Here is a 22242-nt window from a genome sequence, read left to right on the forward strand (position 1 = left end):
CCTGCCGGCATTGGATTCAAGAATTGAAATACGACCTTGCAGCCTTCGACTTCGACGGGACCCTGGCAGACACCATGCCGTGGTTCAACACCATTCTCAATACCGTCGCGGAGAAGTACAACTTCCGCAAGATCGATGCGGCCGAACGCGAAGCGCTTCGCAGCCGCGATGCGATGGAGATCCTGAAGTACCTGAACATCCCGCTATGGAAGCTGCCCGCAATCATGACGCACGTGCGCACGCTGATGCAGGAAATCGATCCCAGCGTGCAGCTGTTTGACGGCATCCCGCAAGCGTTGGCCCGCCTGAAGGCGAGCGGCCTGCGCCTGGCGGTGGTCAGTTCGAACTCCGTCGAGAACGTCAAGCGCGTGCTGGGCGAGGAAACCGCGGCGCTCTTTGACGACTACGAATGCGGCAGCGACCTGTTCGGCAAGGCTGCCAAGATCGACCGCCTGCTCAAGCAGCACGGCACGTCCCCCGAACGTTTCCTGCTGGTGGGCGACGAAATGCGCGACATCGACGCGGCCCGCAAGGCGGGCGTGCGCGTCGGATCGGTTGCCTGGGGCTACAACCATGTCGACGCCCTGCGCGGCCGCGGCCCCGACGAGCTGTTCCTGGCGGTTCAAGACCTTCCCAACGCACTGGCCTAACGCCCAGATCCAATGCATACCGATCCCGCTCACCTGATTACCGACGCCGACGCCCTGCACGCGCTTTACGGTTCGCCCGGCGAAGCCTCCCTGAAAAAAGAGGTCGACCATGTGCATCCGCACTACCGCGCGTTCATCGAGGCCGCGCCGTTCGCGCTGCTGGCGACGGCGGGACCGGATGGGCTGGACGCCTCGCCGCGCGGCGACCCCGCCGGGTTTGTAGTGGTGGAAGACGAAAAGACGTTGCTCCTGCCCGACCGCCGCGGCAACAACCGCGTGGACAGCCTGCTCAACGTCATTGCCGATCCGCGCGTGGCCCTGCTGTTCCTCGTGCCGGGCGTGGGCGAAACATTGCGAGTGAACGGCACGGCGCGCATCAGCGTCGACCCGGCGCTTCTGGCGCGCTTCGAAATGGACGGCAAGCTGCCCCGCTCCGTGCTGGTCATCGACGTGCAGAAGGTCTATTTCCAATGCTCGCGCGCCCTGCTGCGCTCGCGCCTCTGGGACCCGCAGACGCAGATCCCCCGCACCGCGCTGCCCAGCGTCGGCCGCATTCTGTCCGACCTGACCGCGGGCACGTTCGACGGCGTGACCTACGATCGCGAACTGCCCGCCCGCGTGGCCGGTTCGCTTTACTGAATCCGGAGCGCGGCCATGGCACGCAATGTCGAGATCAAGGCGCGGGTGGACAGCCTGGATGCCCTCGAACACCTGGCCGCGGCGCTATCGGGAAAAGAGCCGGTCTTCATCGACCAGGACGACACCTTCTTCACGTGCGCCAACGGCCGCCTGAAGCTGCGCGCCTTCGCGGACGGCTCGGGCGAGCTGATCTTCTATCGGCGCGCCGACGATAGCGGTCCCAAGGAAAGCTTCTACGTCATCTCACCCACCGACGCGCCCGACTCCCTGCGCGAGGCCTTGTCGCACGCCTATGGCGTGATCGGCCGCGTCAGGAAACACCGCACGGTGTTCATCGCCGGGCGCACGCGCATCCACCTGGACCGCGTGCAAGGCCTGGGCGAATTCCTGGAGCTGGAAGTGGTGCTGCGCGACGACGAAAGCGTCGAAGCAGGCATGGAAGAAGCCCGAACGCTGATGGCCGGGCTGGGCGTCGCGCCCGAGCAGTTGCTGTCGGGCGCGTATCTGGATCTGCTGGCGGCGCGCGGCCAGGCGTGAGCCGCCTGGCGCAGCGCCGTCAGGCGGGCTGCCAGCCGCGCACGAACACGTCCACCGGCTGGCGCTTGCCGCCCGCCTTTTGCAGTTCAAGCAGGCGCAGCACGCCCTGGCCGGTGGCGATGTCGATGCCCGCCGCATCGGCGCGCAGCACGCTGCCCGGCGCCGCCGTGGTGGTCTCGGCCAGCGCCTGGGCGCGCCAGACCTTCACGGCATCGGGCAGCCCCGGCAACCGGATGCTGGCGCCCGGGACGGGATTGAAAGCCCGCACGCGGCGCGCCAGCAATTGGGCGGGCTGACTGCAATCGAGCGCGGCTTCGGCCTTGTCCAGCTTGGCCGCGTAGGTCACGCCGTCTTCCGGCTGCTTGCGCGCGGTCAGGCCGCCATTGGCCAACGCATCCAGCGCCTGGACGATGGCTTCACCACCCGCCTGCGCCAACGCGTCGTGCAGCTGCGCGGCATTGGTTTCGTCCGAGATCGGCACGATGCGTTCGAGCAGCATGTCGCCCGTATCCAGGCCTTCGTCCATCTGCATGATGGTGACGCCGGTACGGGCATCGCCCGCCTCGATGGCGCGCTGGATGGGTGCGGCGCCGCGCCAGCGCGGCAAAAGGCTGGCGTGGATGTTCAGGCAGCCCAGGCGCGGCAGATCCAGCACCCATTGCGGCAGGATCAATCCGTATGCGGCCACCACCATGACATCGGGCGCCACGCTTTCCAGCAACGCACGGGCCTCGGCGGCCTCATCCGGATAACGGCCATCCAGCCGCAGGCTGCGCGGCTGGGCCACGGCAATGCCGGCATCCAGCGCCGCCTGCTTGACCGGGCTGGGCGTGAGCTTCAGGCCCCGCCCCGCCGGCCGGTCCGGTTGCGTCATGACCAAGGGGATCTCGTGGCCCGCGGCCCGCAGGGCGTCGAACGCGATACGGGCAAATTCCGGGGTTCCGGCAAAGACGATACGCATGGACCGGCTCTCCGTCAGGCGCGCAGCGCTTCGCGCTCGGCTTTCTTGAGCTTGGTCTTGATGCGATTCTGCTTGAGGTTGGACAGGTACTCGACGAACACCTTGCCTTCCAGGTGATCGAGTTCATGCTGCACGCAAACGGCCAGAAGACCGTCGGCCTCGAATTCGAAAGGCTTGCCGTCGATGTCCAGCGCCTTGCAGCGGATGCGCGACGCGCGTTCCACTTCGTCGTAAACGCCGGGGACGGACAGGCAGCCTTCTTCGTAGATCTTGTAATCGTCGCTGCGCCAGGTGATCTCGGGGTTGATCAGGGTCAGCAGCGAATTGCTTTCCTCGGACACGTCGATCACGACGACGCGCTCGTGCACGTCGACCTGGGTCGCGGCCAGGCCGACACCCGGCGCGTCGTACATGGTTTCGGCCATGTCGCGCACGAGTTGGCGGATGCGGTCGTCGACCTCGGCAACCGGCTTGGCCTTTTTGTGCAAGCGCGGATCCGGGTAGCGAAGGATGGGAAGTAAAGCCATTGAAGGGGGATCGCCAGTAGTGATGCTTAGGCGAGAGTTTAATTCATTAGAGTCTTGATTTCTAATAGTTTTCGGCTAATTCAGGGATTGCGGACATTGCTGCGGCACCGTTTTTGCAGGGGGTTTTTGCCATTTGCGCGGGCGCGCATATCCGTCCACCCCGGTCCTGATGGACGGGCGTGGCACATGCGACACTCTCGAACCCCAGACGCCTTTTCCGCGCCCGTTTCATGCCCCTCACGCAATCGCCCGAAGAACTCGCCGCCTGGCTGCGGCTGTCCCTCGAACCCAACGTCGGTTCCGCGACCGCCTGCCAGCTGCTGGCCGCGCTTGGTCTGCCCGACCAGATCTACGCGCAGCGCGCCACCGCGCTCTCGCGGCACGTGCCGGAAGCGCTGGCGCGGCAATTGGCGGCGCCCATGCCGGCCGACATGGAAAAGCAGGTGCAGGCGGCGCTGGAATGGGTGCAGCAGCCCGGCCGCCACGTCCTCACGCTGGCCGATCCCTCCTATCCGCAAAGCCTGCTGACGATCGCCGACCCGCCCATCCTGCTGTATGTCGCCGGGGACCCCGCTTTTCTGCAGGGACCGTCGCTGGCGGTCGTGGGCGCGCGCAATGCCACGCCCGGCGGCCAGGAAAATGCGCGCGCGTTTGCCCGGCATCTGGCGGGCAACGGCTGGCGCGTCGTCAGCGGCCTGGCGCTAGGCATCGACGCGGCCGCGCATGAAGGGGCGCTGGACGCCGGCTCGCAGGGCGCGGGCACCGTTGCGGTCATGGGAACGGGCATCGACCGCATCTATCCGGCCAGCCATCGCGACCTGGCGCACCGCATCGCCGCGCACGGCGCGCTGGTGTCGGAGCTGCCGCTGGGCACCGGCGCGCGCCCGCAGCATTTTCCCAAGCGCAACCGCATCGTGGCGGGCCTGGCGCGCGGCGTGCTGGTGGTGGAAGCGGCCAAGCAGAGCGGGTCGCTGATCACGGCGCGGCTAGCCGGGGAATGCGGACGCGAAGTCTTTGCCATCCCCGGCTCCATCCATTCGCCGCTGTCGCGCGGCTGCCATGCCTTGATCCGCCAGGGCGCCAAGCTGGTCGAAACCGCCATGGACATCACGGACGAGCTTGGCGGGGGCCCCACGCCGACGCCGCCCGCGCGCAGGCAGACACCGGCCCCGGCCCATCCCGTGCTCGACGCCCTGGGTTTCGACCCGCTGCATCTGGACGCGATCCAGGCGCGGTGCGGCCTGGAGACGGCCGACCTGCAGACGCAACTGGTCGAACTGGAATTGCAGGGCCGCATCGCCCGGCTGGACGATGGCCGCTACCAGCGTTTGCACTAGCACTGCAACGGGGCCGGATGCGATGGCGCTAATATGTTCGGCAGCGCCGCAGCCTTGTAGCGCCGGCCTCCCAATACCGACACAGGAAGAGACATGGCATTGCCCTCCCGCGTGAAGATCGTCGAGGTATCGCCTCGAGACGGTCTGCAGAACGAAAAGGAATTCGTCCCCACCGACATCAAGGTGGAACTGGTCAACCGCCTGAGCGCCGCGGGCTTCCCCAATGTGGAAGCCGCGTCGTTCGTGTCGCCCAAATGGGTGCCGCAGATGGCCGACGGCGCCGACGTGATGGCGCGCATCGAACGCCGGCCCGGCACCATCTATTCGGTGCTGACGCCCAACATGAAGGGTTTTGAAGGGGCGCTGGCCGCCCGCGCGGACGAAATCGTGATCTTCGGCGCCGCCAGCGAGGCCTTTTCCCAAAAGAACATCAACTGCTCCATCGCCGAATCCATCGCGCGTTTCGAGCCCGTCGTGCAGGCCGCGCGCGAAGCCGGCATCCGCGTGCGCGGCAGCATCAGCTGCGCGCTGGGCTGTCCCTACCAGGGCGAAGTTCCCGTCGAGGCCGTGGTGGACGTGGCGCAGCGCTACCTGGCAATGCAGGTCGATGAGATCGACGTGGCCGACACCATCGGCGTGGGCAACCCCAAGCGCGTGCGCGAAGTGATGGCCGCCGTCACACAGGTCGTGGACCCGGCGCGCGTGTCGGGCCATTTTCACGACACCTATGGCCAGGCGCTTGCCAACATCCTGGCAGCGTTGGAAACCAACATTTCCATCTTCCACACGTCGGTGGCCGGCCTGGGCGGCTGCCCCTATGCAAAGGGCGCCACTGGCAACGTCGCGACGGAAGACGTGCTGTACATGCTGCGCGGCCTGGACATCGACACGGGCGTGGACTTCGACGCCGTGGTCGACATCGGGCAATGGATGTCCGCGCATCTGAACCGCAAGGGCTCCAGCCGCGCCGGCAACGCCATCGCCGCCAAGCGCGCGGCCTGATCCCGCGCCGCACGCCCCCCGCCCGCATGACCGCTCAGAATGCCCCCGCCTCGCCCGAAGACCTCGCGGCGCTGCTCCGCGCCATCGGCCCGTTGCCCCTGGCGGGCCAGGCCTGGCCGGACTGGGTGCGCATCCTGACCTGGGTGTTGCTTGCGGTGCTGGGCGTGCAGGTTGTCACCACTGCCATCCGCGCGCCCTCTCAGCCCTTCGACACGCTGCTGGCAGTGGCCGTGGTGCTGTGCTTTGTGGCGCTGCTGTTTGTCTCGTGGCACATGCAGACGTCCATCACCACGATCGACGATCACGGCATCCGCCAGACATGGTTCACGCGGCGCGAAGTGGCCTGGGAAGACGTGCGCTTCGCGCGCTTCGTGCCAATGGTGTTTTCCAAGCGGCTCGTCGTCTTCACGCACCGCGGAAAGCCGGTGATTTTTCAGGGCGGCACGCGGGAACTGCGCGCGGCGTTTGTGAAGATCGGAGAGTTGTACAAGCGCGCCTGATTCCGTCCAAAATCAGCCGGTGTCAGACACACAAGGTGTCTGACACGCAGGCGCTTTGAGACACACGGTATCAACGGATGGGCAACGCGTACATCAATCCGCCCTGCGTCCACTGCGCATTCAAGCCGCGCTTGATCTTGAGCGGGCTGCCCTCGCCCACGTTGCGCTCGAAGCTCTCGCCGTAGTTGCCCACCTGCTTGACGATGTTGTAGGCCCACTTTTCGTCCAGCCCCAGATTCGCGCCGCTACCGGGCGTCACGCCCAGGATGCGCTTGATGTTGGGATTGGCGCTCTTGGCCTGTTCGTCCACGTTCTTGGACGTGACGCCGTATTCCTCGGCTTCGATCATGGCCGACAACGACCAGCGCACGATATTCAGCCACGCGTCGTCGCCCTGGCGCACGAACGGGCCCAGCGGTTCCTTGGAGATGATCTCGGGCAGCACGACGTAGTCGTCGGGATTCTGCAGCTTGGAGATGCGGATCGAAGCCAGGCCCGAGGCGTCGGTCGAGAACACGTCGCAGCGGCCCGAGGCAAACGCGTTGACGACCTCGTTGAAGGTCTCGATGACGACGGGCTTGTAGGTCACGTTGTTGGCGCGCGCCCAGTCGGCCAGGGTGTTCTCGTTGGACGTGCCGGTCTGCAGGCAGACCGTGGCGCCGTTGATTTCCTTGGCGCTTTTCACGCCCAGCGATTTGGGCACCAGAAAGCCCTGGCCGTCGTAGAAATTGATGCCGGCATGGATGATGCCCAGCGCCGTGTCGCGTTGCTGCGTCACCGTGGTGTTGCGCGTTAGCACATCGACTTCGCCGGATTGCAGCGCGGTGAAGCGCTGCTGCGAATTGAGCGGCACCACCTTGATCTTGTTCGCATCGCCGAACACCGCGGCCGCGATGGCGCGGCACAGGTCCACGTCCAGGCCCTGCCATTTGCCTTGCGCGTCGGGCGCGGAAAAGCCCGCAAAGCCCGTGGTCGTGCCGCATGCGACGGCGCCGCGCTGTTTCACGACGTCCAGTGTTGCGGCCTGCGCGCCCTGCGCGGCTGCCATCAGAAGCGCCGCGCCCACCAACCCTTTTGCAATGTTCATGACGAGAATTCCTTTCTGCTACCGGGCGCGAAAGCGCGCCAAGGCAAGCAGCTTATAGACATGAAGCGCCCCCGCCAAATAACGGACGCTTATTTAGGTATGCCGCCGGCGCGTGCCGGCGGACCTGCGCAGAAAGGATAGCAACGCGGGGTGGGCGTGACGCTGCGCGCCGTCAAGCCGCCAGCGAAATCGACACCGGCTCGTTGGCCTGGCACGCGTCGAGCGCGCGGCCCAGGCGGACCATGCCCTGTGCGATCTGGGTTTCATTCATGGTGGCGAACGACATGCGCATGGCGAACAGATCCGCCTGCGCCGCGTCGGCGTAGAACGCCTTGCCGGGCACGTAGACGACTTCGTGCTCGATGGCGTAGGGCAACAGGCGCGTCGCATCCACCTCGCCGGTCAGGCGCGCCCAGAAGAACATGCCGCCCTCGGGCTTGCTGAACGTGATGCGGCCATCCAGTTCGCGCGCCAACGCGTCGGCCATGGCGGTGCAGCGCAAACCGTAGGCGGCGCGGATGCGCGGCACGTGTTCGTCATAGCGGCCGTTGGCCAGATACTGGGCGACGACCTCCTGGATCCAGGCCGAGGACGCCATGTCGTCGGCGGCCTTCGCGGCGACGCAGCGGCGGCGGATTTCGGGCGGCGCGACCAGCCAGCCGATACGCAGCGCGGGCGCCATGGTCTTGGACATGCTGGCCAGGTACACCGCCCAATGGCGGGCCTCGCCCTCGGCCAGCGCCGCGATGGGCGGCACGGCCTGCCCGGCAAAGCGCAGTTCGCTGTAGGGGTCGTCTTCGACGATCAGGAAACGGTGCTTGACCGCCAGTTCCAGCAGCCGCAGGCGGCGCGCGCGCGAAATGGTGGCCCCGCAGGGGTTCGAAAACGAGGCAACCACGCAGACCATCTTGGGCTTCACGCGCGCGGCCAATTCGTCCAGCGCGTCCACGTCGATGCCATCCGGGCCCGAAGGCACGGTGTGGACCGTCGCCCCCGTGTAGCGCAAGGCCTGCACGGAGTTCGGGAAGGCCGGCGATTCGATGATGGCGTGGTCGCCGGGCTGCAGCATCACGCGGGTCAGGAGCGCCAGCGCCTGCTGCGAGCCGCCCGTCACGACCAGTTCCGTATCGGCATTGCAATGCAGGCCACGCGCGGCGGACAGGCGCGCCAGCTCATGCCGCAGGCTGGCCTGGCCGTCGATGTTGGAATACTGCAGGCAGGCGCCCAGCCGGGCCATGACCTGCGTGGACGCGATCGACAAGCCATCGACGTCGAACAATTCCTGCGCCGGATATCCGCCAGCCAGCGAAATGGTGCCCGGACGCATGGCGTAGGGCATGAGCGATCGGATCGGCGAGGCGGGAGGGTTCAGGAACGGCGTGGCAAAGACGTATTCGGGCGCTGCACTGGACATGGCGGAAGGGCTGAGTAGGAGGGGGATCGTGTCGCCCGAATGGGCGGCGCCGGACGGCATAGAACTTTGAAATATAAACAAATCTCCGCAAATTCTAAGCCTGCCCCTCTGACAGGGTCAACGCCAGCCTTGCCGGGCTGAGAGCCCGCGCGCCGACAAGCGCCAAAACACGTCCTACACTATGGGACATCCTGTTTTCCCAGAGAGCTGCATGACCGCCGACGACACCATGGCCGGGCGCCTCGCCCGGATCCAGCAACGTATCCGAGAGGCCTGCGAACGGGCGGGCCGTCCTCCTGGCAGCGTGACCCTGCTGCCCGTCAGCAAAACCTTTGGCGAGGACGCCATCCGCGAAGCGATGGCGCTGGGCCTGACCCGCTTTGGCGAGAACAAGACCCAGGAGATCCGCCAGAAGGCCGAGGCGCTGGCAGGTTTGGGGCTGCAATGGGTGCTGATCGGACACCTGCAGACCAACAAGGCCAAGGACGCCGCGCGCGATGCGTCGGAAGTCCAATCCCTGGACCGCGTGGAACTGGCCGATGCCCTGCACCGCCGCCTGCAGAATGCGGGGCGCACGCTGGACGTGCTGGTGCAGGTCAAGACCTCGTCCGAACCCAGCAAGTACGGGATGGCGCTCGAAGAGGTCGGCCCGTTCCTGCGCCGCATCGCCGCCGACTATCCCACGCTGCGCGTGCAGGGGCTGATGACATTGGCGGTCAACTCGCCCAACCCCGACGAGGTCCGTGCCTGCTTTCGCGCGCTGCGCGAGCTGCGCGATGGACTGGCAAAAGAGAACATTCCCGGCGTTTCGCTCGACCGTCTGTCGATGGGCATGAGCGGCGACTTCGAACTGGCCATCGAGGAAGGCTCGACCGAGGTCCGCATCGGCTCGGCCATCTTCGGCGCGCGAAGTTATCCGGATCCGCAATAAGGCGGAGATGCGGGAGTTTGAGGGGGCCCAATGCACGGGCCCCTTTTTGCGCAGGCGCAAGGCATAATAGCCACGCAAAAAATATGCGGCGTAAGTTGACGTCAATCAACGACGCAAGCGCCGCGCTCACGATATCCCGCACGAGGAGACACTTCATGCACAAGCACGCAAAGCGCCTGCTGGCGCTTGCCGCCCTGTCGCTGGCCGCCACCGCGGCATCCGCCCAATCCTGGCCCACGCAACCGGTCCGCTGGATCGTTCCCTACCCCGCCGGCGGCGGCACCGACGTGGTGGCCCGCACCGTGGCCAGCAGCCTGGAAAAGACGCTGGGCCAGACCATCGTGGTCGAGAACCGTCCGGGCGCCGGCACCATCATCGGCGCCACGGCCATCGCCCAGGCCGAACCCAACGGCTACCTGGTGGGCACGGCGGACTCCGGCACGCTGGCCTTTAATTCGTCGCTCTACGCCAAGCTGTCCTACGACCCCGTCAAGTTCACCTACATCGGCGGCATCGCCAAGTTCCCGCTGCTGCTGGCCGTGAACGTCAACTCGCCGTACAAGACGGTCGAAGACGTGCTCGCCGCCGCCAAGAAGGAACCGGGCAAGCTGACCTCTGCATCCGCCGGCGCGGGCTCGCCGCATCACCTGGCGCTGGAGCTCTTCAAGCAACGCACGGGCGTCAACGTGCTGCACGTTCCGTACAAGGGCGCGGCGCCCGCCATCCAGGACCTGCTGGGCGGCCAGGTCGACATGATGTTCATCGACCTGGGATCGGGCCTGCCCAACGTCAAGGCCGGCAAGCTGCGCGTGCTGGCCGCCGCCACGCCCGAGCGCGTGACGGTGCTGCCGGACGTCCCGACGATGGCCGAACAGGGCGTGGCCAATTTCACGGCCTATGCCTGGCAAGGCCTGGTCGGCCCGGCCGGCCTGCCGGAAGCCGTCGTCAAGAAACTGTCGACCGACCTGGACGCCACGCTCAAGTCGCCCGCGGTCTCGCAGAAGATGCTGGACATGGGCGTCATCCCCATGCCGATGTCGGCGCAGGACTTCAAGACGTATGCCGATCAGGAGCGCAGCGCCTGGGCCGACGTCATCAAAAAGGCGAACATCAAGCTGGAGTGATCGCTCCGGCGTCATCCGGCAAGGCAAAAAGCCGCGGTCAGTCGACCGCGGCTTTTTCATGGCCGTGCTTGGGACGGTGTCAGACACCCGGCGCAGACAGTCCCCGTTTGCCGTGGCGACTCGTCGGGTGCCCGACACCCGTGGGCCACGCCAAATGGCGTCCCGACGCCCGAATCACCCCGCCACGACAGGAATCTGCCGCGGCTGCGCCTCACGCACGCGCGGAATGCGCAGCGTCAGAAGGCCCTGCTTCAGGCTCGCGCTGATCTGCGCGCGGTCGAACTCCTGTCCCAGCCGGAACGCCCGGCGAAAGAGCGGCGCGCGCATTTCACCCAGCACCAGCCGCAGGTCGCTCGGCGTCTCGACCGCGGCCTCGCCCTCGATCTGCAGCACGTCGGCCTCTACGTTGATGCGCAGCCTTTCCTTGGACACGCCCGGCAGGTCCGCAAGCAGCGTGATGCCTTCCTTGTCCTCGTAGATGTCCACGGCCGGCACGGTCACCCCGCGTCCGTCTCGCTTTTCGGAGACGGCCGCTTCGGCGGGCACGGTCAGGTCTTTGCGTTCATTCATGATCGTTACTCCTATGCGGTTGCGTTGGCGGGTCACTGCACGGTCACGGTGCGCGGCTTGGCCGATTCCTTTCGCTTGATCGAAATGGCCAGGCAGCCGTCCGTGTAACGCGCCTGCACATTGTCCGGATCGGCGTCGGCGGGCAGCTCGATGACGCGCGTGTAACGGCCCTGCGTACGCTCGCGCGCGTAGTAGCGGGCGCCTTCGGGCAGGTCCTGCGGCTTGCGCTCGCCGCTGATGGTCAACAGGCTTTTTTCGATCGACACGTTCAAGCCTTCCGGATCCACGCCGGGAATGAACGCAACGACTTCGATCGAATCGCCAGACACCCCGACGTTGACGGGCGGAAAGTACCCCTGGGGCGTGGCGCGCAAGGCGGCAGGCACCCCGGCGCCGCGCAGCACGCGGCCCATGTGTTCCTGAATGGCGTCGAAGGCCGACGCGAAGCCGCTGTCGTTGAACGGAAAGTTGCTCATGAAGGTCTCCTCGGATCAAAAAAGGGACCGATGCAGACGCGCCACAATCGCCACCACCGCGACCGCACGTCTGATCGCTTCAGTGCCAAGTATGGGAGCGGTTTTTGGAGTTTCAAGGGGGAAAAAGGGCTGGTGCCACCGCCTTCATTGCCCGGTTTCCCGCATTGCGCGGCGCAAAAAAAACCGCGGCCATCGCTGGCCGCGGTTCTCGATTGCGCAGGGCGCGGATTACACCAGGACCCGTTCGATCCCGCCCGCGTTGGCGCGGCGCACGTAGTCTTCCATCCAGCCTTCGCCAAGAATGTGGCGCGCCATCTCGACCACGATGTAGTCGGCTTCCATGCCGGTGTCGCCTTCGTAGCGCGACAGGCCCTGCAGGCACGACGGGCACGAGGTCAGGACCTTCACGTCGCCCGTGAAGCCGTCGCTGCGGATCGCGGCATCGCCCTTCTGCAGCTCTTCCTGCTTGCGAAAGCGCACCTGCGTGGAGATGTCCGGGCGGCTGACGGCCAGCGTGCCCGACTCGCCGCAGCAGCGGTCGCTCTTGACCGCGCCATCGCCCACCAGCGCGCGCACGGTCTTCATGGGTTCCTGCAGCTTCATCGGCGTGTGGCAGGGGTCGTGGTACATGTAGCGCACGCCCTTGGCACCTTCCAGCTTGATGCCCTTTTCCAGCAGGTATTCGTGGATGTCGATCAGCCGGCAGCCCGGGAAGATCTTTTCGAATTCATAGCCGGCAAGCTGGTCGTAACAGGTGCCGCAGCTGACCACCACGGTCTTGATGTCCAGGTAGTTCAGCGTGTTGGCGACACGGTGGAACAGCACCCGGTTGTCGGTGATGATCTGCTCGGCCTTGTCGGTCATGCCGTTGCCGCGCTGGGGATAGCCGCAGCACAGGTAGCCGGGCGGCAGCACGGTCTGCACGCCGGCGTGCCAAAGCATCGCCTGCGTGGCCAGGCCCACCTGCGAGAAAAGGCGCTCGGAACCGCAGCCCGGGAAGTAGAACACCGCTTCCGTGTCGGCGGTGGTGGCCTTGGGGTCGCGGATGATCGGCACGTAGTTGGCGTCTTCGATGTCGAGCAATTTGCGCGCGGCCTGCTTGGGCAGCCCGCCCGGCATCTTCTTGTTCACGAAGTGCACCACCTGCTCGCGCAGCGGGGGCTTGCCCACCGTGGCCGGCGGCTTGGCCGTCTGCTTCTTGACCAGGCCCGAGAACAGGTCGTGCGCGGCGCGCTGCACCTTGTAGCCCACGCCCACCATCGCCTTGCGGGTGGCGTTGATGGTGGCCGGATCCTTGGCGTTCAGGAAGAACATGGCGCTGGCCGTGCCCGGGTTGAACGACTTGCGGCCCATGCGGCGCAGCACGGCGCGCATGTTCATCGACACGTCGCCGAAGTCGATGTCGACCGGACAGGGGTTGTAGCACTTGTGGCAGACGGTGCAGTGGTCGGCAACGTCTTCGAACTCTTCCCAGTGCTTCAGGCTGACGCCGCGGCGGGTCTGCTCTTCGTACAGGAAGGCTTCGACCAGCAGCGACGTGGCCAGGATCTTGTTGCGGGGCGAGTACAGCAGGTTCGCGCGCGGCACGTGCGTGGCGCACACCGGCTTGCACTTGCCGCAGCGCAGGCAGTCCTTGATCGATTCCGAAATGGCGCCGATGTCGCTTTGCTGCATGATCAGCGACTCGTGGCCCATCAGGTTGAAGCTGGGCGTCCAGGCGTGGCGCAGGTCCGCGCCGGGCATGAGCTTGCCGGCGTTGAAGTGGCCATTCGGGTCGACGCGGCGCTTGTAGTCCTGGAACGGGGCCAGCTCGGCCTCGGTCAGGAACTCGTACTTGGTCAGGCCGATGCCGTGTTCGCCGGAGATCACGCCGTCCAGGTCGCGAGCGATCTGCATGATGCGCTCGACGGCCGCGTGGGCCTCGCGCAGCATTTCGTAGTCGTCCGAGTTGACCGGGATGTTGGTGTGCACGTTGCCGTCGCCGGCGTGCATGTGCAGCGCGACGAACACGCGGCTCTTGAGCACCCGGGCGTGAATGGCGACGAGTTCGTCGACGATCTTCTTGTAGGCCGCGCCCGAGAACGCGCGCTGCAGGCCCGCCAGCACCTCGGTCTTCCAGGAGACCCGGATGGTGCGGTCCTGCACCACGTCAAAGACGCGTGCGCCGGGCTGTGCGGCCAGGCGTTGGGTCAACGTGGCGCGCAGTTCGCCAAGACCCAGTCCGTCCAGTTGCGGCAGCGCCTCGCCCAGCGGCAGGTCCAGGTTGTCCAGCAACCATTGCCAGCGCTGGCGCGTGGCGGCGATCAGTTCGATGGCCTGGCGCGTGCGCTCGGCCAGCGCTTCGGCGCGGGTGGTTTCGATGTCGGCATCGTCGATCTTGCCCACCGGCAGCGGCGTGCACAGATAGGCGTCAAGTTCCCCCAGCAGCTTGAGCTTGTTGCTCGTGGAGAGCTCGATGTTGATGCGTTCGATGTGGTCCGTGTATTCGCCCATGCGGGGCAGCGGGATCACGACGTCTTCGTTGATCTTGAAGGCGTTGGTGTGACGGGCGATCGCGGCGGTGCGCGAGCGGTCCAGCCAGAATTTCTTGCGCGCCTCGGGGCTGACGGCCACAAAGCCTTCGCCGTGGCGCGTGTTGGCCAGGCGCACGACCTCGCTGGCGGCCGCGGCCACCGCGTCGTCGTCATCGCCGACGATGTCGCCGATCAGGACCATCTTGGGCAGCACGCCGCGCTTGCTCTTGGTGGCGTAGCCCACCGCACGCAGATAGCGTTCGTCCAGGTGCTCCAGGCCGGCCAGGATGGCGCCGCGCGCCTTGCCTTCGCCGTCCAGGTAACCCTTGACCTCGACGATCGACGGGATGGCGTCGCGCGCCTGCCCGAAAAATTCCATGCAGACGGTGCGCGTGTGGCGCGGCATGCGGTGCAGCACCCAGCGCGCCGACGTGATGAGACCGTCGCAGCCTTCTTTCTGAATGCCGGGCAGGCCCGCCAGGAACTTGTCCGTGACGTCCTTGCCCAGGCCTTCCTTGCGGAACACACGGCCCTGGATTTCCAGCGTCTCGGTCTTGAGCAGGCGTTCGCCGGGCTTGCCCTTGCCGTCGAACCACTTGAGCTCGAAGCGGGCCACTTCCACGTCATGGATCTTGCCCATGTTGTGGTCCAGGCGCGTGACTTCCAGCCAGTTGCCGTCCGGATCGACCATGCGCCACCAGGCCAGGTTGTCCAGCGCGGTGCCCCACAGCACGGCCTTCTTGCCGCCGGCGTTCATGGCGATGTTGCCGCCCACGCACGAGGCCTCGGCGGACGTCGGGTCCACGGCGAACACAAAGCCGGCCGCCTCGGCCGCTTCGGACACGCGCTTGGTGACCACGCCGGCGCCGGCGTGGATGACCGCGACGGGCTCGGTGAGGCCGGGCAGGATACAGGACTCGACCTTGCCCAGCTTGTCGAATTTCTCGGTGTTGATGACCGCCGACTTCCAGGTCAGCGGAATGGCGCCGCCGGTGTACCCGGTGCCGCCGCCGCGCGGCACGATGGTCAAGCCCAGTTCGATACAGGCGGTGACCAGCGCGGCGATCTCGTCCTCGGTGTCGGGCGTGAGCACGACAAAGGGGTATTCCACGCGCCAGTCGGTCGCATCGGTAACGTGCGACACGCGCGACAGGCCGTCGAACTTGATGTTGTCGCGCGCCGTGATGCGGCCCAGCACCTTCTGCGCCTGCTTGCGCATCATGGCGGTCTGGTCGAACTCGCCTTCGAAGGCGGCAATGGCAGAACGCGCCCGGGCCAGCAGCCCGACCACCTTCTCGTCGCGATGCGGATCGTGGCCGGCTTCGGCGGGCGCGCCCGGTTCGCGGCGCTTGTCGATTTCGCCCAGGCGGTGATGCAAGGCCTCGATGAGCTGCTTGCGGCGCTTGGGATTGTCCAGCAGGTCATCCTGCAGGTAAGGGTTGCGGCGCACGACCCAGATATCGCCCAACACTTCGTAGAGCATCCGGGCGGAACGGCCCGTGCGGCGCTCGCCGCGCAGATCGCTCAGCAGGCTCCAGGCATCTTCGCCCAGCAACCGGCCCACGATTTCGCGGTCGGAAAACGACGTGTAGTTGTAGGGGATTTCGCGCAATCGCGCGGGTGCGGCGGGCGGCATCGCCCCGTTCAAGATGTGGCTGGCGAGTGGGGCGTTCATGGCGGCAAGAGGGGGCCCTTAAAAAAGTATTTTATGCCATTGTCCCGACCTGGCCCCGAATAACCCGGGCAAGCCGTGCAAAAGCGCATCGGGGACGACGCGTTTCGTCCCCGTTTAAGTGTGGCGTCAGCGCTAGATTTTGCCCGGGAAGAACCAGAGCAGGCCGGCAGTCATGAACAGATAGCGCATGAATTTGCCGATGGCCATGTAGAAGACGCAGGGCCAGAAGGACAGGCGCAACCAGCCCGCGACGGCGCACAGGGGGTCACCCACTGCGGGCAACCAGGACAAGAGCAGCGCCGGCGGCCCCATCCGATGCAGCCAATCGTGGGCGCGCTCGTTCCAGCGTCCGCGCATCCGGCCGCCTTCGGTGGCCTTGGGATGCGGATGGGGGTGCTTTTCCTTCCAGCGCTCGACTGCCTTCTCGGCGCCCAGCCCCATCGCGTAGCTGATGGCCCCGCCCACGGTGTTGCCGGCCGTCGCCACCAGGACGGCGGGCCAGAACATGTCCGGCGATAGCTTGATATAGCCGAACACCGCCGGCTCGGAGCCCAGCGGCAGCAGGGTCGCGGACACGAGCGAGACGGTGAAGATGGCCGGCAGGCCCACGGAGGGCAGCGCCAGCACCCCCAAGAGCCAATGAACTGCGGATAAGAGACTTTCTTCCATGGTTGCGGCAGTGTAGCCGCGGGAAACCGCGAAGGCGACAGGCATTCCCTGCAATAATCCTGGCCAGTCCCCACTCTTGCCCTGTCGCGCGGTCCATGTCCACTGATTATCTGAAACGCATCCTGACTTCCAAGGTTTACGACGTTGCGGTCGAATCCCCGCTCGAGGCAGCGCCCCTGCTGTCGCAGCGGATGTCGAACACGATGTTGCTCAAGCGCGAGGATACCCAGGCGGTGTTCAGCTTCAAGCTGCGCGGCGCCTACAACAAGATGGCGAACCTGAGTCCGGCGGCCCGCAACCGCGGCGTCATCGCGGCCTCGGCCGGCAACCACGCGCAGGGCGTCGCGCTGGCGGCCAGCCGCCTGGGCTGCCGCGCCGTGATCGTCATGCCCACGACCAGCCCGCAGGTCAAGATCGATGCCGTGCGCCGCCTGGGCGGCGAGGTCGTGCTGGCCGGCGAGAGCTTTTCGGATGCCTACGCGCACGCGCAGGTGCTGGAAAAGAAAGAGAAGCTGACCTTCGTCCATCCCTTCGACGATCCCGACGTGATCGCCGGCCAGGGCACCGTCGGCATGGAAATTCTGCGCCAGCACCCGGGCCACATCGATGCGATCTTCGTGGCCATCGGCGGCGGCGGCCTCATTGCCGGGGTCGCGGCGTACATCAAGCAGCTGCGCCCCGAGATCAAGATCATCGGCGTGCAGACCGAGGACTCCGACGCCATGCTGCGCAGCGTGCGCGCGGGCCGGCGCGTCCAGCTGAACGACGTCGGCCTGTTCTCGGACGGCACGGCGGTCAAGATGGTGGGCGCCGAGACCTTCAAGCTGGCGCGCAAGTACGTGGACGATTACGTGGTGGTCAACACCGATGCGATCTGCGCGGCCATCAAGGACGTCTTTCAGGACACGCGCAGCGTGCTGGAGCCGGCCGGCGCGATGGCGGTGGCAGGCGCCAAGCAGTACGCGGCCGAGCACAACCTCAAGAACAAGACGCTCGTCGCCATTGCATGCGGCGCGAACATGAACTTCGACCGGCTGCGCTTCGTGGCCGAACGCGCCGAGGTCGGCGAAATGCGCGAGGCCGTCTTCGCGGTCACCATGCCCGAGCAGCGCGGGAGCTTCCGCCGCTTCTGCGAACTGGTGGGCGAACGCAGCGTCACCGAATTCAACTACCGCATCTCGGACGCGGATCGCGCCCACGTGTTCGTCGGCATCCAGGTCTCGTCCGCCGCGGAACCCGACAAGATTGCCGCGAACTTCCGCCGGCACGGATTCGACACGCTGGATCTGACTCACGACGAAATGGCCAAGACCCACCTGCGCCACATGGTGGGCGGCCGCTCGGCGCTGGCGCGAAACGAATTGCTGTACCGCTTTGAATTTCCCGAGCGTCCGGGCGCGCTGATGCGCTTTCTGAACGCGATGAATCCCGACTGGAACATCAGCCTGTTCCATTACCGCAACCAGGGCGCCGACTATGGCCGCATCCTGATCGGCATCCAGGTGCCGCCCGCGGACAAGAAGCTGTTCCGCAACTTCGTGGCGGAATTGGGTTATCCCCACTGGAACGAAACCGACAACCCGGCCTACAAGCTCTTCCTGTAGTTCCGGCGCTGCAATGCGAGAGGGCCTCCTTGCGGAGGCCCTTCCCTTCTGGGCGCAAGTCACGCCCGGCCGGACCCAATGTAGGGGGGGGGGTTCGCTGTCACTCGGCGGTCCACGGAGAATGGCCCGCGCATTCAGCAAGGTCCGGCCGGACGCGCTGTTGCTTAGAAACGGTGACGCAGGCCGACGGCAACCGCCGTATCGGTGGCATCGTGCTGGAACGCGTAGTTGTCGCCATAAGAGGCGTACGCGTACAGGTTCGTGCGCTTGGTGAACTCGTAGGTATAGCCAAGGCTGTACACGTTGAACGTTGCGTCGTCACCCGTCAGCTTGTCATTGCTGGCGGTGGCGCGCTGCCACGAGCCGAACACGGCGTGGCGGCCCAGCGGCACGGTGGCGCCGATCATGTACGAGTTGGCGCGAAAGCCGTCGGCCAGCTTGAATGAACCCAGCTTGTTCATGCCGTCGGGCGTGGTGCCCATGTTCTGGCCGATGAACCAGCCATCGCGGGTCTGGCCAAAGGCGGCGGCCAGTTTCACGACTTCAAAGTCGTACGAACCGCCGACGATGTATTCCTGAATGCGCGCCGCATCCTTGCCGCCGACGCGGTCGTTGGACGGGTTGAAGCGATCGTAGGCGGCGGCCAGGTTCAGCGGGCCGTTGACGTACTGCACGCCGGCGGTGATCACACGGTTGTTGTTGCCCGTCGCAAAGCCCTTCTGCGTCGAGTCGGTAACGGTGTCGTCCGCACTGAACGCATAACCCAGGCCGACCTTCAGGCCGCCCAGGCTGGGGGTCTGATACAGGACCATGTTGTCCAGGCGCATCGTGTTGGCGCTGCCGAACGTGGTGCCCATGTTGGCGTTGTTGTAGCTGATCGAGAACGGGTCGATCGAGCCGAAGTACTTCGAGGCCAGGTTGGTCTGACGGCCGAATTCCAGACGGCCCCACGAATCGCTGTCCAGGCCAACGGTGGCCTGACGGCCGAACAGGCGGTTGCTCTGCAGCGAGTTGCCGTTCAGGGGACCGAAGCCGCCTTCCAGCGTGAACACCGCGCGCAGGCCGTCGCCCAGGTCTTCCGTGCCGCGCAGGCCGAAGCGCGAACCGCTGCTCACGCCCTGCACCGCACCGATGCGGCTCTGCGAGTCGCCCTTGAACTTCACTTTTTCGTAGCCAAGGCCAGCGTCGATCAAACCGTACAGCGTCACGGAATCGGCGGCCTGCGCGGCGCCGGCAAAGCCGGTCAGCAACGCGACGGCCAAAAACGTCTTCTTCATTTGAAACCCCAAAATGGCGAGATGAAAGGCGCACTGCTTGGCGCCGCAAGACCGCGGAACCTCGCATGCCGCTGCGTCCAATCGCGCGGCTGATGCACTGGAGGTAGTGTCCGGCTTGTAGCAGTTCGTAGTAACCCGGATTTCGACGAACTACTTTCCATGGCTGGGATAATGACGCGCCCCCGAAGGCGCACGGCGTGTCTTGGCGCCTGCTAACACCTTGATCTCAAATATGAATCATTGCTCGCATCGCGCTTTCACATCACCGGATCGGCCATGCGGCGCGCATCCTGGCCGGCAACAGATGTAGCGGGAGCGGAACAGTTTTTGCAGCGTAAATGCCACACGGATTCAGCCGCCGCACAAAAAGCAGGACGCAAAAAAAACCCCTCGGCGTCACAAGGGGTTCTTTCGGTGACCTTCCGGGCGGCTGGATAGCCGGTTTTGAATCAGCGGCCCTTGGGCGGGTAATCCAGTTCGCCGAACGTGTATTCGCCGCGCGCCTTGGCATCGGCCAGTTCCTGGCGAACTTCCGCACGGGTCTTGCCGGCGGTCTGCGAGACGGCCTTGGGCGGATAGTCGAGTTCAGCGCTCGTCACCTGGCCTGCTGCCTTGGCACTTTGCAGTTCCTGCTGAACCTGTTCGCGCGACAGGCTGGTGGTCTGGGGGGCAGCGGGCGGATAGTCCAGTTCGCCGAACGTGACGGTGCCCGCAGCCTTGGCGGCTTGCAGTTCCTGCTGGACTTGTTCACGCGTCTTGCCATCGGCGTGAGCGGCGGACATGCCAACCAGAGTTGCGGTAACCATGAGTGCGGTTGCTAGGGCTTTCATTGCGATGACTCCATCCTAAACGTTGCACATCGTCTTGCGCCAGGCTGGCGGGCTCGATATGACAATTTGATTGCTGGGACGAAGTATCTGGCGATTGGCGCTTAGTAAAAACCCTTAATTTGGGGAACATATTTGCACGGATGGGACAATTGCGTGCCGAATCCGGGTCATGGCTCTATGTGGAACGGCCCGCAATGGTTGCGCAGGATGATGCCAAACCTCGCATTTGTTCAGTTTCCCGCAAGGTGGGTATCGCAATATGAAGCCCCCACGCGATGGAATTGTTGTTCAAAGTGGAGAAATAGACATTTCTACTGGCGGGACAATAATTCCATTTATCATACGAATCTGCCAGAAATGGAAACTTGAGTCTCGAGGGCATTCATGGACATTCAGCTTAACGACATCGCGCTATTCGTCGAGGTCGCCAAGCGCAAGAACTTCAGCCACGCCGCCGAAGCCTTGAATATCCCGACCTCCACACTCTCGCGCCGGGTCAGCGAACTGGAACGCAGCGTGGGCATGCGGCTGCTCAACCGCAGCACCCGCAAGATCGATCTGACCGAAGCCGGCGCCATCTACTTCGAACGTTGCCGCCATATCGTCGAAGAGGCGCGCATCGCGCACGACCAACTGCTGGACATGGCCGTGCAGCCCAAGGGCCGTCTGCGGATCTCGCTGCCGACCAGCCTGGCGCAATTGTTCCTGCCCGCCGTGATCCGCGAATTTCGCGAACAGCATCCGGATATCGAATGCGACTTCGATCTGAGCATGCGCCCCATCGATCCCATCAGTAATCCCTTCGACCTGATCCTGCGTTTCGGGCAGCAGCCCGATTCCAGCCTCATCTCGCGCAAGATCGTGCTGATGGCGCACCAGCTTTATGCGTCGCCCGAGTATCTGGCCCGCCACGGCGAACCGCGCGTGCCGGCGGACCTGACCCACCACGAATGCCTGCGCCCCACCATGCGCGAGGAATCGTCCTTCTGGATGCTCCATTCGGGCGACAAGGTCGAGCGCGTGCAGGTGTCTGGCCGCCTGTCGGCCAATAACGTGGGGATGCTGGGACGATTGGCCGGTCAGGGGTTGGGCATCACCCCGCTGCTGGTGTTCGACGCGATGGAGCGCGCCATCAAGCAAACGGGGTTGGTGCGCGTGCTGCCGGAGTGGAGCCTGACGCCCCTGCCCTTGTTTGCGCTGCTGCCCTCGCGCATGCTGCCGGCCAAGACCAAGGCTTTTCTGGATTTCATCCAGCCCCGCTTGTCTGACGCCTGAGGAAGGTGCGCGGGGCGGCCCCCTGCGAAGGAGGCGGCTGATGCCGTACCGCTACGGCGTCGTGTCCGCGCCGTACTGACAGACCGTGTAGAGCGGCGTGCCGGTGGCAGCCACCTTGGCGGACCCGCCCAGATCCGGCAAATCAATGATCGCGGCGGCTTCCACCACGTTGGCGCCCAGGCGCTGCAGCAGCTTGATGGCCGCGAGCATGGTGCCGCCCGTGGCGATCAGATCGTCCACCAGCAGGACACGCTGGCCCGTCCGGACCGAATCCGTGTGCATTTCGACGGCCGCGTTGCCGTATTCGAGCGAGTATTCCTCTGCCACCGTGCGGTAAGGCAGCTTGCCCTTTTTGCGCACGGGCACGAAGCCCAGGTTCAGTTCATAGGCCAGCACGCTGCCCACGATGAAACCGCGCGCGTCCACACCCGCCACCAGATCCAGGCGCTGGCGCATGTAGCGATAGACGAAGAGATCGATCAGGACGCGGAACGCACGCGGATCCTGCAGCACCGGCGTGATATCGCGGAACGTGACACCGGGTTGGGGCCAGTCCGGAACGCTGCGGATGGTGCGCCGGATGAACTCGGCGTTGTCGGTCTGCATGGATACGGCCCTGAGTGAATTGAAGCAAGGCGAACTAT

General features: G+C 65.4%; 21 protein-coding genes. 10 read left to right on the forward strand and 11 right to left on the reverse strand.

What is annotated here, in order from left to right:
* The first annotated feature begins 23 nt into the window (after window positions 1-23).
* The 3 genes from V6V88_RS25810 to V6V88_RS25820 are packed head-to-tail and all read left to right on the forward strand — an operon-like array spanning window position 24 to window position 1826.
* A complete protein-coding gene (locus V6V88_RS25810) occupies window positions 24-650 on the forward strand; it encodes an HAD hydrolase-like protein (protein WP_338616976.1) in 627 nt (208 codons plus the stop codon).
* Between the two features lie 12 nt (window positions 651-662).
* Complete coding sequence (locus tag V6V88_RS25815) at window positions 663-1289, forward strand: pyridoxamine 5'-phosphate oxidase family protein (RefSeq protein WP_056319673.1); 627 nt, start codon at window positions 663-665, stop codon at window positions 1287-1289.
* Between the two features lie 15 nt (window positions 1290-1304).
* Complete coding sequence (locus tag V6V88_RS25820) at window positions 1305-1826, forward strand: class IV adenylate cyclase (protein ID WP_062838957.1); 522 nt, start codon at window positions 1305-1307, stop codon at window positions 1824-1826.
* A gap of 19 nt (window positions 1827-1845) precedes the next feature.
* On the opposite strand, the gene fmt is transcribed toward V6V88_RS25820, so the two are convergent.
* Entirely contained in the window at window positions 1846-2787 is a 942-nt protein-coding gene (fmt, locus tag V6V88_RS25825) for a methionyl-tRNA formyltransferase (protein WP_338616978.1), read from the reverse strand.
* A 14-nt stretch (window positions 2788-2801) separates the two neighbouring features.
* Window positions 2802-3314 (reverse strand): peptide deformylase, encoded by a 513-nt coding sequence (gene def, locus V6V88_RS25830; protein ID WP_062838955.1) that lies wholly within the window; start codon window positions 3312-3314, stop codon window positions 2802-2804.
* 230 nt (window positions 3315-3544) lie between these two features.
* Here def and dprA point away from each other — a divergent pair, with 230 nt between their 5' ends.
* The 3 genes from dprA (at window position 3545) to V6V88_RS25845 (ending at window position 6153) form a co-directional block, all read left to right on the forward strand.
* On the forward strand, window positions 3545-4651 hold the full coding sequence (gene dprA / locus V6V88_RS25835; protein ID WP_062838954.1) for a DNA-processing protein DprA: 1107 nt from the start codon (window positions 3545-3547) through the stop codon (window positions 4649-4651).
* A gap of 93 nt (window positions 4652-4744) precedes the next feature.
* Entirely contained in the window at window positions 4745-5653 is a 909-nt protein-coding gene (locus V6V88_RS25840; RefSeq protein WP_056319662.1) for a hydroxymethylglutaryl-CoA lyase, read from the forward strand.
* A gap of 26 nt (window positions 5654-5679) precedes the next feature.
* Window positions 5680-6153, forward strand: coding sequence for a hypothetical protein (locus tag V6V88_RS25845; RefSeq protein ID WP_223573490.1), 474 nt, complete (start codon window positions 5680-5682; stop codon window positions 6151-6153).
* Between the two features lie 70 nt (window positions 6154-6223).
* Here V6V88_RS25845 and V6V88_RS25850 read toward each other — a convergent pair whose 3' ends face one another.
* Both V6V88_RS25850 and V6V88_RS25855 read right to left on the reverse strand, forming a co-directional pair.
* Entirely contained in the window at window positions 6224-7240 is a 1017-nt protein-coding gene (locus tag V6V88_RS25850) for an amino acid ABC transporter substrate-binding protein (RefSeq protein WP_056319656.1), read from the reverse strand.
* A gap of 172 nt (window positions 7241-7412) precedes the next feature.
* Window positions 7413-8654 carry a PLP-dependent aminotransferase family protein gene (locus V6V88_RS25855; protein WP_062839050.1) on the reverse strand — a complete coding sequence of 414 codons (1242 nt, stop codon included), beginning with the start codon at window positions 8652-8654 and terminating at the stop codon, window positions 7413-7415.
* A 211-nt stretch (window positions 8655-8865) separates the two neighbouring features.
* Between V6V88_RS25855 and V6V88_RS25860 the strand changes: the two genes are divergently transcribed.
* Window positions 8866-9585, forward strand: a complete 720-nt coding sequence (locus tag V6V88_RS25860) for a YggS family pyridoxal phosphate-dependent enzyme (RefSeq protein ID WP_062838952.1) — start codon at window positions 8866-8868, stop codon at window positions 9583-9585.
* Between the two features lie 155 nt (window positions 9586-9740).
* Window positions 9741-10709 carry a tripartite tricarboxylate transporter substrate binding protein gene (locus V6V88_RS25865; RefSeq protein ID WP_338616985.1) on the forward strand — a complete coding sequence of 323 codons (969 nt, stop codon included), beginning with the start codon at window positions 9741-9743 and terminating at the stop codon, window positions 10707-10709.
* A 174-nt stretch (window positions 10710-10883) separates the two neighbouring features.
* Here V6V88_RS25865 and V6V88_RS25870 read toward each other — a convergent pair whose 3' ends face one another.
* The 4 genes from V6V88_RS25870 to V6V88_RS25885 form a co-directional block, all read right to left on the reverse strand.
* The gene (locus tag V6V88_RS25870; RefSeq protein ID WP_062838951.1) at window positions 10884-11279 is read right to left on the reverse strand and encodes an Hsp20/alpha crystallin family protein; all 396 of its coding nucleotides are present in this window, start codon (window positions 11277-11279) and stop codon (window positions 10884-10886) included.
* Between the two features lie 32 nt (window positions 11280-11311).
* The gene (locus V6V88_RS25875) at window positions 11312-11755 is read right to left on the reverse strand and encodes an Hsp20/alpha crystallin family protein (RefSeq protein ID WP_062838950.1); all 444 of its coding nucleotides are present in this window, start codon (window positions 11753-11755) and stop codon (window positions 11312-11314) included.
* 228 nt (window positions 11756-11983) lie between these two features.
* Window positions 11984-15943, reverse strand: coding sequence for an FAD/FMN-binding oxidoreductase (locus V6V88_RS25880; RefSeq protein ID WP_312539236.1), 3960 nt, complete (start codon window positions 15941-15943; stop codon window positions 11984-11986).
* Between the two features lie 132 nt (window positions 15944-16075).
* Complete coding sequence (locus V6V88_RS25885) at window positions 16076-16612, reverse strand: YqaA family protein (protein ID WP_056319771.1); 537 nt, start codon at window positions 16610-16612, stop codon at window positions 16076-16078.
* A gap of 95 nt (window positions 16613-16707) precedes the next feature.
* Here V6V88_RS25885 and ilvA point away from each other — a divergent pair, with 95 nt between their 5' ends.
* Window positions 16708-18216 carry a threonine ammonia-lyase, biosynthetic gene (gene ilvA / locus V6V88_RS25890; RefSeq protein ID WP_056319636.1) on the forward strand — a complete coding sequence of 503 codons (1509 nt, stop codon included), beginning with the start codon at window positions 16708-16710 and terminating at the stop codon, window positions 18214-18216.
* Window positions 18217-18380: 164 nt separating this feature from the next.
* Here the strand turns inward: ilvA and V6V88_RS25895 are convergent, their stop codons facing one another.
* Together V6V88_RS25895 and V6V88_RS25900 are read right to left on the reverse strand one after the other, a co-directional pair.
* Window positions 18381-19493 (reverse strand): porin, encoded by a 1113-nt coding sequence (locus V6V88_RS25895; protein WP_056319633.1) that lies wholly within the window; start codon window positions 19491-19493, stop codon window positions 18381-18383.
* A 449-nt stretch (window positions 19494-19942) separates the two neighbouring features.
* Entirely contained in the window at window positions 19943-20323 is a 381-nt protein-coding gene (locus V6V88_RS25900) for a DUF4148 domain-containing protein (protein WP_128829534.1), read from the reverse strand.
* A 384-nt stretch (window positions 20324-20707) separates the two neighbouring features.
* Here V6V88_RS25900 and V6V88_RS25905 point away from each other — a divergent pair, with 384 nt between their 5' ends.
* Window positions 20708-21598, forward strand: a complete 891-nt coding sequence (locus V6V88_RS25905) for a LysR family transcriptional regulator (protein ID WP_056319627.1) — start codon at window positions 20708-20710, stop codon at window positions 21596-21598.
* Between the two features lie 51 nt (window positions 21599-21649).
* On the opposite strand, the gene V6V88_RS25910 is transcribed toward V6V88_RS25905, so the two are convergent.
* Complete coding sequence (locus tag V6V88_RS25910; RefSeq protein WP_056319625.1) at window positions 21650-22204, reverse strand: adenine phosphoribosyltransferase; 555 nt, start codon at window positions 22202-22204, stop codon at window positions 21650-21652.
* Window positions 22205-22242: the final 38 nt, after the last annotated feature.

This window comes from Achromobacter sp. E1 (assembly GCF_037039475.1).
In the GTDB taxonomy this organism is placed as follows: Bacteria; Pseudomonadota; Gammaproteobacteria; order Burkholderiales; family Burkholderiaceae_B; genus Achromobacter; species Achromobacter mucicolens.